Source organism: Actinokineospora pegani (genome assembly GCF_009745975.1).
Classification (GTDB): domain Bacteria; phylum Actinomycetota; class Actinomycetes; order Mycobacteriales; family Pseudonocardiaceae; genus Actinokineospora; species Actinokineospora pegani.
The window spans coordinates 13193-29221 of record NZ_WHOL01000092.1; the positions used below are offsets into that span (position 1 = coordinate 13193).

The following is a 16029-nucleotide window of genomic DNA, read 5'->3' on the forward strand; positions in this document are numbered from 1 at the left end:
ACTCTCCTCGGTGGTCAGTGCTCGGTGATGGTGGTGCGCTCCCAGCGCCGCCGCGGCGCCGGGGACAGTCCGATCTCGGCGCCGGGGACCGGCGCGGCGTCGGGGTGGCTGGTGTCGTGCACGTCCAACTCGATCGTCCGCACCGGCGGCGCGGCCTGGCGCAGCCGCGACGGCAGCGCCGGGGCGGTCACGGTCAGCTCCAGCGCGGTGCGCATCTGCACGCCCAGCGCCCCCCACAGGTCCGGTCCCCGCGCCACCGGCGACCAGCCCAGCCGCAGCGGCAGCGCCGTGGTCAGGGCGTGCAGCGACCCGCGCAGGTGGTCCACGCCCAGCGCGTCCTGCTCGGCGTGCGCGCCGATGACCGCGCCGAGCAGCTCGTTCTCCTCGATCGTGTCCGCCGCCCAGGCCGTGACCAGGTACGACAGGTGGTAGCTGCGCAGCGGGGCGACGGTGCCGGTGACCCGGCCGTCGGCGTTGCGCACGTGCACCCGCGCCGCGGGCACCCCGTCGAGGTTCTCCGCCACCCCGAACAGGAAGACGTTGAGGATGCCCGCGCGCCGGGGTCTGCGCTGGATGCCCGCGAGCAGCCCGGGCGGGTCGAAGCCGATCTCCGTGCCGGGCGCCAGCTCGGAGTCGAGCCACGCCCGGATCGAGGAAGCCATGTCTGCCAGCACGCTGAGCAGTCTCCGGCGTCGCGGGCGCCCGGGCAGCCGCGCCGCGGCCCGCCCCGCGGCCACCGCCGGTTGCCCTCGAGGGCAACCGCGGGTGACCACGGGGCTGCGCGCGCGACGGGCCGCCGGGGGGCCGCGCGGTGCCAGCCTGATCGTCGTCCGATCCGGTTGACAACTGGGAGAGTCGATGCCCAACTATCTGGCTCCAGGTGTGTACGTCGAAGAGGTGTCGTCCGGCTCCAAACCCATCGAGGGCGTCGGCACGGCGGTCGCGGGGTTCGTCGGCTTCGCCGAGAAGGGCCCCATCTCCGAGCCCACCCTGGTCACCAACTGGACCCACTTCACCCGCACCTTCGGCGGTTTCATCGAGGGTGCCTACCTGCCGCAGTCCATCTACGGCTACTTCCTCAACGGCGGCGGCGCCGCGTACGTGATCCGGCTGCCCCAGCCCGCCGTGGACGGCGAGCAGCCCGCCGCCAACCACGCGGTCGTGCCCGCCGCGTCGGGTGACGACCAGCCCGCGTTCACCGTGCGGGCGCTGACCAAGGGTGACGACCTGAGCGTGTCGGTCGCCGAGGCCAGCCAGCCCGGCGAGGACACCTTCAAGCTCGACGTGCTGCGCGCGGGCAAGGTGGTGGAGTCCTTCGACAACGTCACCGCCAAGCGCGGTCCGCACCACGTGGCCACCGTCGTGGCCAAGCAGTCCAAGCTGATCGCCCTGGACGACACCAAGTCCACCGCGATCGCGCTGCCGAAGAAGGACGCCGCCGTCGCGCTGGTGCCCAGCTCGCCGCCGCCCGCCAAGGTCAGCGCCGCCTCCTACGTCGGCGACCCGATCGACCGCACCGGCCTGGGCGGGTTCGAGGCCATCGACGAGATCACCATGGTCCTCGCCCCGGACCTGATGTCGGCCTACCAGCACGGCCAGATCGACGCCGAGGGCGTCAAGGCGGTGCAGTTGGCCATGGTCGCGCACTGCGAGCTGATGTCGGACCGGGTGGCCATCCTGGACCCGCCGCCGGGGCTCAACTCCCAGCAGGTCAAGGAGTGGCGCACCGAGTTCGCCGGGTACGACACCAAGTACGGCGCGCTCTACTGGCCGTGGGTGCAGGTCATGGACCAGAGCAGCGGCAACCGGATCTCGGTGCCGCCCAGCGGCCACGTCGCAGGCGTCTGGGCCCGCAGCGACGAGACCCGCGGCGTGCACAAGGCGCCCGCCAACGAGGTGCTGCGCGGCGTGGTCTCCCTGCACACGGTGATCAGCCGCGCCGAGCAGGAGCAGCTCAACCCGCTCGGCATCAACTGCATGCGCGCCTTCCCCGGCCAGGGCATCCGCGTCTGGGGCGCCCGCACCCTCTCCAGCGACCCGGAGTGGCGCTACGTCAACGTGCGGCGGCTGTTCAACTTCATCGAGGAGTCCATCCTCAACGGCACCAACTGGGTCGTGTTCGAACCCAACGACGCCTACCTGTGGGAGTCCGTCCGCCGGGTCGTCGGCGCGTTCCTCCAGCGCATCTGGCGCGGCGGCGCCCTGGTCGGCCGGTCGGCCTCCGAGGCGTACTACGTCAAGTGCGACGAGGAGAACAACCCGCCGGAGAGCCGCGACGCGGGCAACCTGTTCATCGAGATCGGCGTCGCGCCGGTCAAGCCCGCGGAGTTCGTGATCTTCCGGATCTCGCAGATGCCGCAGGGCGCCGCGCTCGAAGAGTGACCTGTCCACCCACGTCCCCAAGGAGTGACCCATGACCATGCCCCGCGTGTCCATGGCCAGCAGCAACACCTCCTCGCTGGTCAGCGCCGCCCGGTTCGTCGTCCAGTTCGACGGCGGTTCCGAGATCACCTTCTCCGAGATGTCCGGCATCGTCTCCGAGGTCGAGGTCACCGAGTACCTGGCCAGCGGCAAGGTCGGCGTGTCGATGTCGAAGCAGTTCGGCAAGACCAAGCCCGCCACCGTCGTGCTCAAGCGCGGTGTCGACCAGGACTACGCGCTGTGGACCTGGCACCAGGAGGTCCTCGCCGGGCAGCCCACCGCCCGCCGCACCTGCTCGCTGATCCTGCTCGACATGGCCAATGTGCCCAAGCAGACCTACCAGCTGCTCAACGCCTGGCCGTCCAAGCTGGAGATCGGCGGCCTCAAGGCGGGCGGCAGCGAGGCCGTCATCGCCACCGTCACCCTCACCTGCGAGCAGATCGACCTGACGAAGGGCTGATGATGACCGCCACCGCCGAAGCCGCGGGGACCGGCCTGCGCACCGAGTACCCGTTCGTCCTGCCCCGCGGCTTCGCCGACGAGCACGGCACCGTCCACCGCGATGGCGTGCTGCGGCTGGCCACCGCGAAGGACGAGCTGACCGCCCACGCCGAACCCCTGGTGCGGCAGAACCCGGCGTACCTGTCGATCTACCTGCTGATGCGCACGGTGGGTCGGCTGGGCACCCTCCCGGTGGTCGACCGGTTCGTGGTGGAGCACCTGTTCGCCTCGGACCTGGCGTTCCTGCAGGACCTCTACCGCCGGGTCAACCAGCAGGGCCACACCGAGGCCGAGGTCGCCTGCCCCGAGTGCGCCCACCGGTTCCTGGTGGACGTGGCCGGTGAGGTCGCCGGGTGACCGCGCCGCCCGACCGGCTGTGGGAGGAGATCGTCTACATCGCCTACTACCTGCACTGGTCGTTCGACTCGATCCTGGAGCTCGACCACCGCACCCGGGCCAGGGTCATCCAGGAGATCGGCAACATCAACGCCCGCATCGACGGCGCTGACCAGGACGAGTACTGACGGGAGGACCGACCCATGCCGCTGTGGCCCCTGCGCCGATCCCGCCGCACCGCCGCCCCCGGTGCGGCGGCCGACCCGACCGCCGCCGCCCCGACCGCCGCCGCCCCGACCGCCGCCGCCCCGACCGCAGGCGCCGGGCCGACCCCCGCCGAGCCGACCACCCGGGTCGCGGCGGACCAGGTGGCGGCGGAACGGGTTGCTGCGGAACGGGCGGTGGCGGAGCAGGCGGCGGCCGAATCGGCCGGGGCGGCGGAACAGGTGCCGGAGCGGCGGCGGGCGGCGTGGCGGTCGCTGCCCGCGATGCGCGGCACGGTGCCGGTCGACGCGCCGCTGACGGTGGTTACCGAGACGTTCGGGGTGCTGTCGGGGTTCGCGGTGGCGCCCGCGGTCGAGCGGTCCGCCGGGCTGCCCGGCCGGGTGGCCGGGATCGTGGTGCCGGTTCCGGTCGCCGGACCCGTGGACGCGGTGGGGGAGTACGCGCCGCCGGTGGTGGTCGCGGCGCGGCCCCGGGCGCTGCCGGTGCGGGTGTCGGCGGGAGCGGGCGCGGTGCCGCTCACGGCGGCCGACGACCGGTGGGTGGCGGAGCCGGTGGTCCCGCAGAAGCCGGTGCGGCCGTCGGCGTTCATGCACAAGGCCTACCAGGAGAAGGACCGGGTGCTGGCGGAGCTGTACCTGGAGGCGGAGGGGGAGCGCCCGCCCGCGCCGATCCGGCTGCCACCCCCGCCGGTGGTCGAGCCGCCGCGCCCGGAGGCCCCGCGCCCGGAGGTGCCCGCCCCGCTCGTCGAGGCGCGTCCGCTCGCCGCGGAGGCACCTGTGGTGCGCCCGCCCGGCAGGCGCGCGTCGCTCGCCGAGAGCCGCAGGCTCGGCCTGGGCCGCAAACCGACCGACGCGGCGGACTCACCCGCCGCGATTCCGGTCCCCGTCGACGCCGCGCCCGTCGAGGCGCAGCCGTCGGACGAGCCCACCGAAACCGCGCTCGAGCAGCCCGCCACCGACGCGTCGACCTCCGAGACCGCGCCGGAGTCTTCCGCCCCCGCCCAGCTCCCCACCGCGGCGGAGAACCCGCACTCCCCGGCGGGCACACCCCAGCGCCTCTCCGGTGAACCGATCCTACTGTCCGAAGTGGACAACCTGGCGCCGGACCCCGCGCGGGAGACCCCGCTGATCCACGCCACGCGCCCGCCTCTGGCCGCCTCCGACACCGCGGCCGAGTGGGACGAAGCCGCCGAACCGCAGTGGACCGCCACCGCGCCCACCGCGGACCGGCCGGTCGAACCCGACCACGCTGCCACCGAGCACGGCGAACAGCCCCCGGCCGACACTCCGTTGCCCGAACCCCCGGCGCCGCCGGACCACCCAGCGCTGTCCGAGCCCGCTGATTCCGCTGTGTTCTCTGAGTCCTCCGCACTGTCCGGGGCCTCTGCGCCCGCCACCCCGTCGTCGGAGCCGGGCACCGATCCGGTGGCCACCCGCGCGCCCGGCGCCGAGCGGTTTGCCGAGGTCCCTAGCCCTTTGGCTGAACCGTCAGCGGACATTGGAGACGGCCCGGCCTCCCCGCTGGTCGGCACCACCCCGCAGCACGCGGACGCGGCACCGCCCGGGACCGCGCTCCCGGTGGTGTCCCCGACCGGGGTACCCGCCACCGCGACCGGGGATGCCGCGCTGCCGGTCGTCCGCCGGGACGCGGGCGCCGTGCCCGCGCTGCCCGAATCCTTGGGGTCGCACACCGAGTCGGAGGCCGGACCCGGCACGGCGCCGGTCGCGACCACCCCGCAGGACACGGGTGCCACCGCGCCTGCGCGCGACGACCTGCCCGCCACCTCGCGGGCGGGCGAACCCGGGCAGGTGCGGCGGGATGCCGGTGCCCCGGTGACCCCGTTCGCCGGAACCGTTGCGCCCGCCGACTCACGGGAGGGGGTTCCCGCCCGAGTCGTTCCCGTCGACACCCCGAGCGAAGAACCGAGCACGCCCGGAGCCCCGCTGCCCGTGGCCCGGCGCGCCGGAGCCACCGCGCGGGAGACCCCGCCGACCGGGTCCACCGCTTCCCCGGACGGGTCCGCCGCCATCCCGCTCGCCGGGAGCACCGCGTCCGACGGGGGACTCATCGGGAACCCCGTCTCCGGTGGGGGACCGATCGGGCACGCCGCGCCCGACGGTTCGCTGACCGGGAGCGCCGCACCCGTGGAGACGAGCGCGCCCGCCGCCCCGGCGGACGGAGGCGCGGTACCCCTCACGGCGCCGGTTGACGTCGTCGCTCCGACCGCCTCGCAGGACGGCGGCACCCCGCTGACCGCGAGTTCGGCACCGAGCACCCGCCACGGTGTGAACGCGGTGCCCGTCTCCCCGTTGGCCGAGGATGCTCCGCAGGCTGATCACGCCCTGCCCGTCGTTCGACCGGCCCGGGTTGCGGCCCCGACCACCGACACCGGCGCAAGCACGGCGGCCGGTGATCAGGGTGCGGGCACCTCGGCGGCAGGTGGCTCCACGCTCGTCACCGGGCCTGCCGAAGCCGCCGCTGCGCCAAGTGGGAACGCCGCCACCACCACAGAATCCGCCACCACACCGGGATCTGTCGCGGAACCGGGTTCCGCCACCACACCGGGTCCCGTTGCCGAGCCGGGTTCTGTCACCATGCCGGGATCTGTTGCCGAGCCGGGTTCTGTTGCGGAATCGGGTTCTGGCACCACAGCAGGTTCCGTTGCGGAACCGGGTGGGGCCGCCGCAGCAGGTTCCGTCACCGAACCGGGTTCGGCGGCCGTCGGAACCGGCCGCACGGTCGTGCCCGTGACCTCACCGTCCGGCGGTCTCCCGCCGGTGGCCCAGCGGTCCACCACGGCGCCGGGAGCGGACCTCTCGGGTGTCGCGCCCCGGGCCGAGTCCGGCGTTCCCGCCCCGCAGGCCCCGGGAGCGGGCGGCCTCCCGGCCGGAACCGCCCCCGCCGCTTCGCCGTCGGGGAACCCCCACCTCAGCCACCCGCGCCCCCGCCCGGCCGAGCCCGCCACCCAGACGCCTGAACCCGCCGCTCGGACGGTCGAGCCCACTACCCGCCCGGCTGAGCCCGCCACCCAGACGCCCGAGTCCACCACCCGGACGCCTGAGCCCACCACTCGGGCAGCCGAGCCCACCACTGGGGCCGGGGAGTCCGTCGCCACGCCGGAGTCGCGGAGCACCCCGCCCGCCTCCCTCGCCGGCCCGGTCTCGTCGGCCCCCTCGGCCGCCGCGACCCCGCCCGTCTCCGCGACCCCGACGACGGTCTCCGCGCCGGAACCCGCTCCGTTCATCGACGCACCCCGCCCGGCACCTTCATCGCCGAGCACTGGCGCCCCTGCCGTTCCGGTGGCCGACGCAACTCCCTCGGCGACTCCGCTGCCGGGTCCCACCGCGTTTGAGGTTCCCCCCACCGAGGCGGAAACCGCACCACCGAACCCAACCGAGCCCGCCCCGGTGCTTGACGCCGGAGCAGGCGCACCCGAAGCGGGCCAGGGACCGTCGTCGGACTCCGCCGTGGTGCTGTCCGGCCAGATCTCGACGGACCCCTCGGCTCCCGACTCCACCACCCCGGCTCCCGGCGCGTTCGCAGAGCCGACCCGGTCAGCCGACCCGTTCACCGACCCCGCCCGACCGGACGACTCGCCCTCCGCCGCAGAACCGCTCGTCCACCCGCTCCGCTCGGCCGCCCCGGCTCCCGCTGACCCGGCACCGCCGACCAGCGCGGCGTCCGGACACACCGACCCGGCATCGCCGACCGGCGCGGCACCCGCGTACACCGACCCGGCGCCGCCGACCGGCGCGGCACCGGCGCACGCTGACCTGGCACCGCCGAGCAGCGCGGCACTCGCGCACACAGACCCTGGGCTCCTGGCTCCCGGCCAGGCGTTCCCGGTTCCCGGCCCGCACGCCCCGCTCGGCGGTCCCGACGGCGCAGTGGTTCCCGTCGCCCCCCTCGCCTGGACCGCCACCCCGCACACCCAGGGCCCCTCCCAGCATCCGTGGGACACCTCCCACCCCGAGGAAACCCCGCCCCTGCGGCACCTCGAACCCCGCACCCACCCCGCCGACGCACTCCACTCCTCCGACGCGAGCCGCCCCACCGAGGTGGTCCACCCGATCGGGGTGGTGCACGCTGATGTCCAGCGCGCCCCCGGTCTGGCGACTATCAGCACCATCGCCCAGTCCGCCGTGGAGAACCCGGTCCCCGCCGTCCTGGTGGCCCCGCTGCGGCGGGCGCTGGCGGTCGACCTGGCCGATGTGACCGTGCGGCGCGGGGACGACGTCTCCCGGATGGCGCACCGGATCGGGGCGCGCGGGTTCGCCAGGGACGGCGTGGCGCACGTGCCCGAGTCGGCCGGTGACCTCGCCGGTGCCGCCGCCCCGCTGCTGGCCCACGAGCTGACCCACGTCGCCCAGCAGCGGCGGTTCGGGGCGGTGCTGCCGGGGCCGGACACCGTTGTGGGCAGACAGTTGGAGGACGAGGCCGTGGCCGTGGAGCACTGGGTGGCCGGTGGGGTGCAGGCGGCCCCGCCGCTGGTGCACGGGCACCTGCCGCAGGTGTCGCGGCGTGACGGGTCCGATGAGGATGGTTCTGATGCGGACGACGGCGCGCGCAAGGAGGAGTTCCTGGCCCGGCCTCGCGCGGCCGTCGTGGCCAAGGGCGGGGCCGACCTGGGCGCGGCGAGCTGGCAGGTGCAGGCCCTGCCGTCCGGGATCACCCCCGAGGACATCCGCGCCATCCCGTCGGCCACCGAACTCCCCGGGGGCGGCCAGGAGTGGTCCCTGGACCAGTTCTTCCGGGACAACGCGGATTCCGACCCGGACGACGACGGCCCGCCCCGGGTGGGCGGGTTCGGCGGCCCGCCCGGGGACGACAGCGACGACAGCGGCGAGGTCGACACCGGGTTGTCCCTCGAGGAGATCGACGACCACCTGGTCGAGCACCCGCCGCTGCGGTGGATGGACCTCGACGACCAGGAGCACTTCGAGGAATTGGCCAACCGGCTGTACACCACGCTGATCGGGCGGTTGCGCTTCGACGTCCTGGTCGAGCGCGAGCGGACCGGCACGCTACTGGACTTCGGCTGAGGAGCAGCAGATGGCAAATCCGCCCACCCTGGCGCACGGGATGGCGCACCGGTTCGTGGTGTCCGCGGGGTCGCGGGACCTCGGGGCGTGGTCCAAAGTGGCCGGTCTGTCGGTCAAGTGGGACCTGGCCGAGTACCGGGTCGGGCACTCCGACCAGTACTTCAAGTTCGCCGGGGTGCCCAAGTTCGCCACGCTCAAGCTCAGCCGGGCCGCCGACACCACCGGCACCAAGGCGGTGCAGACCTGGCTGGGCGAGGTGCAGGCCAGCGGCGGCACCCCGGAGGAGGGGGCGGTGGAGATGCTGACCTCGGCGGGCGACTCGGTGATCGTCTGGACGCTGCGGGAGATGTTCCCGATCGCCTGGCAGATCAGCGAGTTCGACGCGACGACGGGGAAGGTGGCCATGGAGACGCTGGAGATCGTCTACTCCGGTTTCCTGCTCGCCGCCCAGCAGGCCGGCGCGTGATCGGCGTGCCGGAGAGGAGGAAGCGGTGAGCGGACAGGGCGGGAACCTCGCGCTCGGCATGGCGATGCGGTTCAACGTCGTCATCGACGGGGTGAACCTGGGGAACTGGACCTCGTGCAAGGGCCTGGACCTCAAGTGCAAGATCCACAAGTTCTACGACAACGGCGAGTACGGCTACCAGAAGATCCTCTTCGCCGACGTCGAGTACCCGACCGTCAAGCTGGAACGGGCGATGGAGAAGGCGTCCTCGCAGGTGCTGCGGGAGTGGTTGAGCGACAAGCTCAGCGCCTGGAAGCAGCCGGGGTTCATGCCCGACATCGTCAACGCGGTCCTCGGTGGCAGCACCGCGCGGATCACCCTGCTCGACTCCGCCTGGGAAGAGGTGTCGTCCTGGGAGCTGCGCAACGTCTACCCCTCGGGCTGGTACGGCCCCTCCCTCGTCGCCAAGGACAGCGCGGTCGCCATCGAGCGGCTCGAGCTGGATCACGAAGGGTTCCTGTGACATGGCCTTCCCCCCGATCGGCTTCGGCGGCGGCGACAAGCTCAGCCAGGCATTCAACCTCGGGCTCGCGCTCACCGGCAACGCCAAGGCGATGCTGGTGCCCGTGAGCGGCGGGTTCTCGGTGGTGTTCACCCTCAACCCGGCGAAGGTCCAGGTGGAGAAGACCAACAAGACCGAGGGCGAGCGCAGCACGGTCGACAGCTCGTTCAAGGACGCGGTCAAGGCCAGCGGCAACGTCAAGATCCGGCTGGATGACGGGCACCTGACCGGCGCCCTGATGACCCAGACGTCGATCGACAGGCTCATGGAGTGGTCCACCCCGGCCCCGGCGGTCGGCGCGGGTGCGAACCTGCTCGACTCCGCCTTCAGCTTCGCCAAGAACACCATCCTGCCCCGGTTCAACCCCTTGTCCTCCACCAGCGGGACCCCCGGTGGCGACTCCTCGTCGCTGACCAAGGTCACCGGCGCGACCGCCAGTCCGCCGGTCTACTACAAGCTGCCGGTCCTCCGGTTCATGTGGGGCGTCGGCGGTCCCTCCGGTGCGGGCACGCTGGTCAACCTGGAGAGCTTCAAGATCAACTACAAGCGCTTCGACGGCTCCGGGATCCCGGTGTGGGCGAAGGTCGACCTGACCCTGGTCGAGTACACCGAGAAGCCGCCGGGCACCAACCCCACCTCGGGCGGCCTCCCCGGTCGGACCAGGCACGTGGTCACCCAGGGGGAGGGCGTGGTGCAGGTCGCCACCCGCACCTACGGCTCCCCGCAGGCGTGGCGCGCGGTGGCCGAGGCCAACGACCTCGACGACCCGCTGCGCGTCAAACCGGGCCGCCAGTTGCGGCTGCCCGCACCGGGGGAGCGGTCATGAGCCATCCGGTCGAGAGCATCGCCGACAGCGAGCCCACCGGCCGGGCCGGGGTGGCGGTGGGCGGTGCGCCGCTCAACCCCGTCGCGGCCTCGCGGCTGCTGCGGGTGGTGGTGGACAACGACGTGAACTTGCCCGGCATGTTCGAGTTGGTGTTCCTGGACCTCGACGGCTCCACGCTGGGGATGGCGGGGCTGTCCATCGGGTCGGAGGTGATGGTGAGCGGCCCCGGCGCCTCGGGGTCGGGCGTGCCGCTGATCGTCGGGGAGGTGACCGCGATCGAGGGCCTGTTGCAGGGCCTCACCGCCCGCACGGTCGTGCGCGGCTACACCGGGGCGCACCGGCTCCAGCGGGCCAAGCGCAGCCGCAGCTTCCTCAACGTCACCGACGCCGACGTCGCCCGCCGGGTGGCCTCGGAGGCGGGGCTGAGCGTCGGGCAGGTGGTGGCGACCAGCACCACGCACGCCTACCTGGCGCAGGTCAACCAGACCGACTGGGAGTTCCTGGTCGCCAGGGCCACCGAGATCGGGTTCGAGATGGGGGTGGCGAACGGCCAGTTCCACTTCCGCCCGGCGGGCGACAGCCTCACCGCGGCGGGCGGTGGCATGTCCGGGTTCGGCCGCAGCATCCTGGCGGACCTCGCGGGCGGCGGGTCGACGGTCGAGGTGAAGTTCCCGGACAACCTGATCAGCTTCCGGCCGCGGATCACCGGGGGCAACCTGACCCCGGACGTCGAGGTCCGGGTGTGGGACCCGATGCTGCGCCAGACCCTGGCCCAGGTGACCAACACCCCGGTCGGGGCGGACCCCTCGCCCAACGCCCTGGGCAGGCAGTTCACCGGGGGCGCGTCCGGCGCGGTCACCGGTTCCCTGGAGTCCGCTGTGGACTCCCTGACCTCGTTCAGCGTGACCGGTGCGGCCAACGGCGTCGACGGCGCCATCGACGCCGTCGGCGACGAGGTCGCCCAGGCCACCGGTGGCCTGATCGGCTCACCGGTTGGCTTCCTCGGCCCGCCGCCGAGCAACACCGCGCGCGTCGTGGTCGACCGCCCGTTCGCCGACGGCACCACCATGGCCACCTCCGGCCCGATGGTCGCCGGTGCGCTCGGCAGCGACGTCGGCAGCACCTTCGCCGAGGCCGAGGGTGAGGCCAAGGGCAACCCGGGCATCCAGCCGGGCGGCCAGGTCTCGATCTCCGGGGTGCCCGGCATCTTCGCGGGCGCCTGGCACGTCTCCCGCGCCCGGCACATCTTCGACGACTCGGAGTTCGGCTACCGGGTGGTGTTCTCCGCCCACGGCAGGCAGGACCGCACGATGCTCGGCCTGACCTCCAAGGGCGCCAAGCGCTCCGCGGGCAACCCGGTGCTCGAGGGGGTGGTGTGCGGGGTGGTCAGCAACTGCGCCGACCCGCTGGGCAAGGGCAGGGTGAAGGTGACGCTGCCCTGGCTGTCCCCGGACTTCGAGACCGACTGGGCGCCGAACGTGCAATTCTGCTCCGGGCAGCGCAGCGGCGCGATGTTCATGCCGGAGATCGGCGACGAGGTGCTGGTGGCCTTCGAGTTCGGCGACGCCCGCAGGCCGTACATGCTCGGCGCGATGATGAACAACCTGACCGAGTGGAGCATCGCCAGCGGCGGCCCCATCTTCGCGGGCGGTCTGCTCGGCCTGGGCAGCGCCGCGGCGGGGATGGCCGGGCAGATGGCGGGTTCGGCCCTGGCCGGGCCCATGGGCGGGCCGTTGGCGGGCGCGGTGGGCGGCGCGATCGGCGACCGGGTCGCGGGCGAGATCATGGACGAGGCCACCGAGTCCATCGCCGGGTCGGCGCTGACCCCGGGCATGATCACCGAGATCCACCACCGCGGGTTCGTCTCCAGCACCGGCAACGCCCTGCTGTTCTACGACGTCCCGGCCCCGCTCGACGCGCCGTCGACGGCCGAGGCCGGGCAGGCGCTGGGGATGGACCTCGACGCGGGCGGCGGCACCGACGGCGGCGCAGGCCCGATCGTCCCGCCCGGGGCGGGCGCACTCGGCTCCGCGGTGCGGCTCGGCTCGCAGAACGGGGAGATCGGGGTCACCGTCGACCAGGTCAACGGCGGGGTCAACATCACCGCCGACCCGGTGCCCGGGGTGACCACCATGCCGCTGAACAACATCAACATCAGCACCATGAACGGCTTCATCAACATCGGCGCGGGCCCGTCCGGGACCATGCTCATCGACGGCGGCGCCAACCTGATCATCAAGTCCTCCACCGCGATCACGCTCAACGCGCCGACGGTCAACATCATCGGCCTGCCGCTGGTCAACGGCATCCCCATCCCCATCTAGGCCGTGTTCGCAAAGCCCGTGTTCGCGATAGCCGCGCCGACCTCGATCACGACTCTCATCGAACGAGACTTCCCGAACACGACCTAGGAGCCCCCGTTGATAGAAGACGAATTCATCGGCCGCGGCTGGGCGTTCCCCTTCGACGTCACCAGCAACGGCACCATCGCCACCGTCGGCGGCGCGCGCAAGCTCGAACAGGCGATGACGCTGGTGCTCTCGACCTACCCGGGGGAGCGGCCGTTCCGCCCGGCGTTCGGTGCCAAGCTGCGCGACTTCGTCTTCGAGAGCGCCACCACGGTGGTGTTCGCCCAGATCCAGCGCGAGGTGCACGAATCACTGGCCATGTGGGAACCGCGGGTCACCGTGCGCGACGTCGTCGTCTACCCGGACGACAACCAGGAGAACCTGCTCAACATCGACATCACCTACCTGGTCAAGGGTGAGAACGACGAGCGCAACCTGGTCCACCCCTTCTACACCATTCCCGACGAGGGGGACTACTGATGGTGCTTCCCGCCCCGAGCCTGGACGACCGGCGGTTCCAGGACCTGGTTGACGACGCCAAGCGGTACGTGATGCGACGCTGTCCCGAGTGGACAGACCACAACGTCTCCGACCCCGGCATCACGCTGATCGAGACGTTCGCCTTCATGACCGAGCAGCTGTGCTACCGGCTCAACCGGGTGCCCGACCGGCTGTACGTGAAGTTCCTCGAACTGCTGGGGGTGCGGATGCTGCCGCCCACCCCGGCCGAGGTGCCGATCACGTTCTGGTTGTCCACCCCGGCCAGGTCCCCGCTGGTGATCCGGGCGGGCACGGCCGTGTCCACCACCCGCACCGAGAGCGAGGAGTCCGTGGTCTTCTCCACGATCGCCGACCTGCCGGTGCTGCCCACCTCGATCGCGGCGGTCCGCCGGGTGTCCGGGGGCAAGGTGGCCAGTGAGAACCAGACCAACGCCCACCAGATCGGCCAGGAGTTCGCCGCGTTCGGCGAACCGCCGCAGCTGGACGACGCGCTGCTGATCGGCCTGCGCGACCCGGCGCCCGCCTGCGCCATGCGGCTGGACTTCCGCGGTGAGACGACCGGTGTCGGTGTCAACCCGCTGCACCCGCCGCTGGTGTGGGAGGCGTGGACGGGCACCGGGTGGACCGGGTGCGACGTGACCACCGACGAGACCGGCGGGCTGAACAAGTCCGGCCGGATCGTGGTGCACCTGCCGCGCGGGCACGAGGCCAGCGTCATCGAGGACCAGCGGGCGGGCTGGCTGCGGGTGCGGGTGGTCGAGCCGCTGCCGGGGCAGCCGTCCTACAGTTCCTCGCCGGTGGTCCGGTCGCTGGCCGCGGGCACCGTCGGCGCCACCGCCGCGGCGGTGCACGGGCGGATCGTGGAGTTCGAGGAGCTCGGCGAGTCCGAGGGCGTGCCGGGGCAGCGGTTCCGGCTCAACCACGCCCCGGTCCTGGCCGGGGCGCACGCCGCGGTGATCGAGGTGGCTGGCGAGACCGGGTGGCAGGAGTGGACGCAGGTCGACGGGTTCGCCAACAGCGGCCCGCTGGACCGGCACTTCGTGCTCGACGGGGTCGCGGGCGAGATCGAGTTCGGCCCGGCCGTGCGGCTGCCCGACCGCGAGCTGCACCAGTACGGCGCGGTCCCGGCACCGGGCGCGCGGGTCCGCGCGCGCCGCTACTACAGCGGCGGCGGCTTGAGCGGCAACGTGGCCCGCTACGCCATCGACACCCTCAAGGGCTCCATCCCGTTCGTGGCCGGGGTGACCAACCTGCACCCGGCCTCCGGCGGCGTCGACGGGGAGACCCTGGAGGAGGCCAAGACCCGCGGGCCGATCATGCTGCGCACCCGCAGCCGCGCGGTCACCGCCGAGGACTACGAGGCCATCTCCCGCGAGGCCGCCCCGGAGGTCGCTCGCATCCACTGCCTCACCGCGGGGGAGGACGACGTGGCGCACGGCGCGGTGAAGGTGCTCGTGGTGCCCGCCGCCGCGCACCGCGACGGCCAACTGCTCTTCGCCGACCTGGTCCCGACCGCGGACACCCTGGAGCGCATCGCCCGCAGGCTCGACGACGTGCGGCTGGTCGGCACCCGGGTCCTGGTGGAACCGCCCCGCTACCGCGGTGTCACGGTCGTGGCCCGGCTGGTGGCGCGCACCCGGCTCGACCCGGACGAGGTCCGAACCAGGGCGCTGACCGCGCTGTACTCCTTCATCAACCCGCTGACCGGCGGGGAGGACGGCACCGGCTGGGCGTTCGGCAGGCGGGTCTCGCACGGCGAGGTGTTCGCGCTGCTGCAATCGGTGCGCGGGGTGGACGTGGTGGAGGACGTGCGGCTCTACGGCGCGAACCCGGTGACCGGGGAGCGCGGCGCCGAGGTGACCCGGCTGCCGGTGGGACCGGGCGGCCTCGCCTTCTCCTACGACCACCAGGTCCGGGTGGAGCGGTCGTGAGCACCCTCGCCGAGACCGGCGGTGCGCTGGTGCCCCACCGCCCCGCCCCGCTCGCCACCACCGCGCCGCTGCCCTCGCCGTACCCGCTGATCGACCACTTGCCCGCGGTGTTCGCCGAGGACCGGTTCGCGGTGCGCTTCACCGGGGCCTTCGACGACGTGCTCGCCCCGATCATCAACACCATCGACTGCGTGCACGGCTACGTCGACCCGCTGCTGGCCCCCGAGGAGTTCGTCCGCTGGCTGTCGAGCTGGTTCGGCGTGCTGCTGGACGAGAGCTGGCCGCTGTCGGCGCAGCGCGCGGTGGTCGCCGAGGCGGTGGACCTGTTCCGGATGCGCGGCACCATGGCCGGGCTGCGCAGGCACCTGGAGGTCGTGGTGGACGGGGAGGTGGAGATCGCTGAGAGCGGCGGCACGTCGTTCTCGGTGCGGCCCCGTCCCGACCCGCCGACCGACGTGGAGCACTGGGTGCGGGTCACCGTCCGCCCCCGGGTGCCCGACTCGCTGTCCGAGGCCGCCGTCGCCGCGGTGATCCGCGCCGCCAAGCCGGTTCACATCGCGCACTCGCTGGAGGTGTTGTCGTGATCGTCTGCACGATGTGCGGCAACCACAACGACGAGGCGTCGGCGTTCTGCGGCGACTGCGGCAAGTTCCTGGAGTGGAACGGCGAGAAGGTCGCGCCGCCGCCCGAGGTCGTCGTGGTGGTGGAGGAGCCGCCCGCGCCGCCGCGACCGGTGAAGCTGACGCTGTGGCAGCGGGTGCGGAACAAGGTCGCGTCCTGGCTGCCCGAGCGGGTTTACGTCGAGAAGCGCGAACCCGCGCCCGCCGCCGCCGCGTTGGCCACCTGGACCTCGGCGGCCGAACCGCCGCCGCCCCCGCCTCCTCCGCCGCC

At 73.1% G+C, this 16029-nt stretch carries 13 protein-coding genes and 1 pseudogene; 13 read left to right on the plus strand and 1 reads right to left on the minus strand.

All coding sequences use genetic code 11. The features are described 5' to 3' along the window. Positions 1 to 14 precede the first annotated feature (14 nt). Positions 15 to 662 carry a Pvc16 family protein gene (locus GCL84_RS16280; protein ID WP_156756330.1) on the minus strand — a complete coding sequence of 216 codons (648 nt, stop codon included), beginning with the start codon at positions 660 to 662 and terminating at the stop codon, positions 15 to 17. Between the two features lie 196 nt (positions 663 to 858). On the opposite strand from GCL84_RS16280, the gene GCL84_RS16285 reads away from it, so the two are divergent. The 13 genes and pseudogenes from GCL84_RS16285 to GCL84_RS16340 all read left to right on the plus strand — a co-directional run. Next, the gene (locus GCL84_RS16285; RefSeq protein WP_156756331.1) at positions 859 to 2382 is read left to right on the plus strand and encodes a phage tail sheath family protein; all 1524 of its coding nucleotides are present in this window, start codon (positions 859 to 861) and stop codon (positions 2380 to 2382) included. A gap of 31 nt (positions 2383 to 2413) precedes the next feature. After that, positions 2414 to 2881, plus strand: a complete 468-nt coding sequence (locus tag GCL84_RS16290; protein ID WP_156756332.1) for a phage tail protein — start codon at positions 2414 to 2416, stop codon at positions 2879 to 2881. Further along, entirely contained in the window at positions 2881 to 3279 is a 399-nt protein-coding gene (locus GCL84_RS16295) for a phage tail assembly protein (RefSeq protein ID WP_156756333.1), read from the plus strand. Before GCL84_RS16290 ends, GCL84_RS16295 begins: the two co-directional genes overlap by 1 nt. Next, positions 3276 to 3446, plus strand: coding sequence for a DUF6760 family protein (locus GCL84_RS29335; protein WP_197523299.1), 171 nt, complete (start codon positions 3276 to 3278; stop codon positions 3444 to 3446). The genes GCL84_RS16295 and GCL84_RS29335 overlap by 4 nt, the downstream gene beginning before the upstream one ends. Before the next feature lie 15 nt (positions 3447 to 3461). Then, positions 3462 to 8525, plus strand: coding sequence for an eCIS core domain-containing protein (locus GCL84_RS16300; RefSeq protein WP_156756334.1), 5064 nt, complete (start codon positions 3462 to 3464; stop codon positions 8523 to 8525). A gap of 10 nt (positions 8526 to 8535) precedes the next feature. After that, the gene (locus GCL84_RS16305) at positions 8536 to 8991 is read left to right on the plus strand and encodes a phage tail protein (RefSeq protein WP_156756335.1); all 456 of its coding nucleotides are present in this window, start codon (positions 8536 to 8538) and stop codon (positions 8989 to 8991) included. A 25-nt stretch (positions 8992 to 9016) separates the two neighbouring features. Next, positions 9017 to 9493, plus strand: a complete 477-nt coding sequence (locus tag GCL84_RS16310) for a phage tail protein (RefSeq protein WP_156756336.1) — start codon at positions 9017 to 9019, stop codon at positions 9491 to 9493. A gap of 1 nt (position 9494) precedes the next feature. Continuing rightward, positions 9495 to 10358, plus strand: a complete 864-nt coding sequence (locus tag GCL84_RS16315; RefSeq protein WP_156756337.1) for a LysM peptidoglycan-binding domain-containing protein — start codon at positions 9495 to 9497, stop codon at positions 10356 to 10358. Further along, positions 10355 to 12682 carry a phage baseplate assembly protein V gene (locus GCL84_RS16320; RefSeq protein WP_156756338.1) on the plus strand — a complete coding sequence of 776 codons (2328 nt, stop codon included), beginning with the start codon at positions 10355 to 10357 and terminating at the stop codon, positions 12680 to 12682. Before GCL84_RS16315 ends, GCL84_RS16320 begins: the two co-directional genes overlap by 4 nt. A gap of 96 nt (positions 12683 to 12778) precedes the next feature. Beyond that, the gene (locus tag GCL84_RS16325) at positions 12779 to 13186 is read left to right on the plus strand and encodes a GPW/gp25 family protein (protein ID WP_235926321.1); all 408 of its coding nucleotides are present in this window, start codon (positions 12779 to 12781) and stop codon (positions 13184 to 13186) included. After that, positions 13186 to 15138, plus strand: a complete 1953-nt coding sequence (locus GCL84_RS16330; protein ID WP_156756339.1) for a putative baseplate assembly protein — start codon at positions 13186 to 13188, stop codon at positions 15136 to 15138. The genes GCL84_RS16325 and GCL84_RS16330 overlap by 1 nt, the downstream gene beginning before the upstream one ends. Further along, positions 15135 to 15722: a phage tail protein gene (locus GCL84_RS16335; RefSeq protein WP_156756340.1), complete on the plus strand. Its 588-nt coding sequence runs from the start codon at positions 15135 to 15137 to the stop codon at positions 15720 to 15722. Before GCL84_RS16330 ends, GCL84_RS16335 begins: the two co-directional genes overlap by 4 nt. Beyond that, positions 15719 to 16029: pseudogene (locus GCL84_RS16340) on the plus strand (hypothetical protein); the annotation flags it as partial. The gene GCL84_RS16335 and the pseudogene GCL84_RS16340, both read left to right, overlap by 4 nt.

Coding starts and splice junctions, on each gene's coding strand:
- GCL84_RS16305 (WP_156756335.1), top strand. CDS start 8,536: ATGGCAAATCCGCCCACCCTGGCGCACGGGATGGCGCACCGGTTCGTG.
- GCL84_RS16285 (WP_156756331.1), top strand. CDS start 859: ATGCCCAACTATCTGGCTCCAGGTGTGTACGTCGAAGAGGTGTCGTCC.
- GCL84_RS16330 (WP_156756339.1), top strand. CDS start 13,186: ATGGTGCTTCCCGCCCCGAGCCTGGACGACCGGCGGTTCCAGGACCTG.
- GCL84_RS16295 (WP_156756333.1), top strand. CDS start 2,881: ATGATGACCGCCACCGCCGAAGCCGCGGGGACCGGCCTGCGCACCGAG.
- GCL84_RS16300 (WP_156756334.1), top strand. CDS start 3,462: ATGCCGCTGTGGCCCCTGCGCCGATCCCGCCGCACCGCCGCCCCCGGT.
- GCL84_RS16320 (WP_156756338.1), top strand. CDS start 10,355: ATGAGCCATCCGGTCGAGAGCATCGCCGACAGCGAGCCCACCGGCCGG.
- GCL84_RS16290 (WP_156756332.1), top strand. CDS start 2,414: ATGACCATGCCCCGCGTGTCCATGGCCAGCAGCAACACCTCCTCGCTG.
- GCL84_RS16315 (WP_156756337.1), top strand. CDS start 9,495: ATGGCCTTCCCCCCGATCGGCTTCGGCGGCGGCGACAAGCTCAGCCAG.
- GCL84_RS16280 (WP_156756330.1), bottom strand. CDS start 662: ATGGCTTCCTCGATCCGGGCGTGGCTCGACTCCGAGCTGGCGCCCGGC.